The organism is Cobetia sp. SIMBA_158 (assembly GCF_046566945.1).
In the GTDB taxonomy this organism is placed as follows: domain Bacteria; phylum Pseudomonadota; class Gammaproteobacteria; order Pseudomonadales; family Halomonadaceae; genus Cobetia; species Cobetia amphilecti.
This window is the reverse complement of record NZ_JAWJYL010000522.1, coordinates 1-263: the sequence shown is the minus strand read 5'-3', so window position 1 is coordinate 263 and position 263 is coordinate 1. Positions and strand designations below refer to the sequence as shown.

Annotated in this window: 1 pseudogene; it reads left to right on the top strand. The window is 37.6% G+C overall.

Annotation, left to right across the window (positions count from 1 at the left end):
- Positions 1-263: pseudogene (locus R2R70_RS20935) on the top strand (sugar ABC transporter substrate-binding protein); the annotation flags it as partial.

Sequence of the window (263 nt, the reverse complement as noted above, 5' to 3'; positions counted from 1 at the left end):
CAATGAGCATTTTAGATGTATTAGCTGAGGCCGGCGGCCCTTCAAACTCTGCACTCATTGATAAAATAGTTGTGGTTAATCATTCTTGTTGTAAAGAGCAATCAAGAGTGTTTGATTTAGAAGCCTTTATTAAATCGCCAAACTCAGCAAATATTCCAGTCCTAAGAGCAGGGGATACCTTATATGTTCCTGATAAAGGGCAAGATTTACTAAGCCAGTTTAAAGAAAATTTCCTGGATGTAATTACCATACTTGCGTTAGTG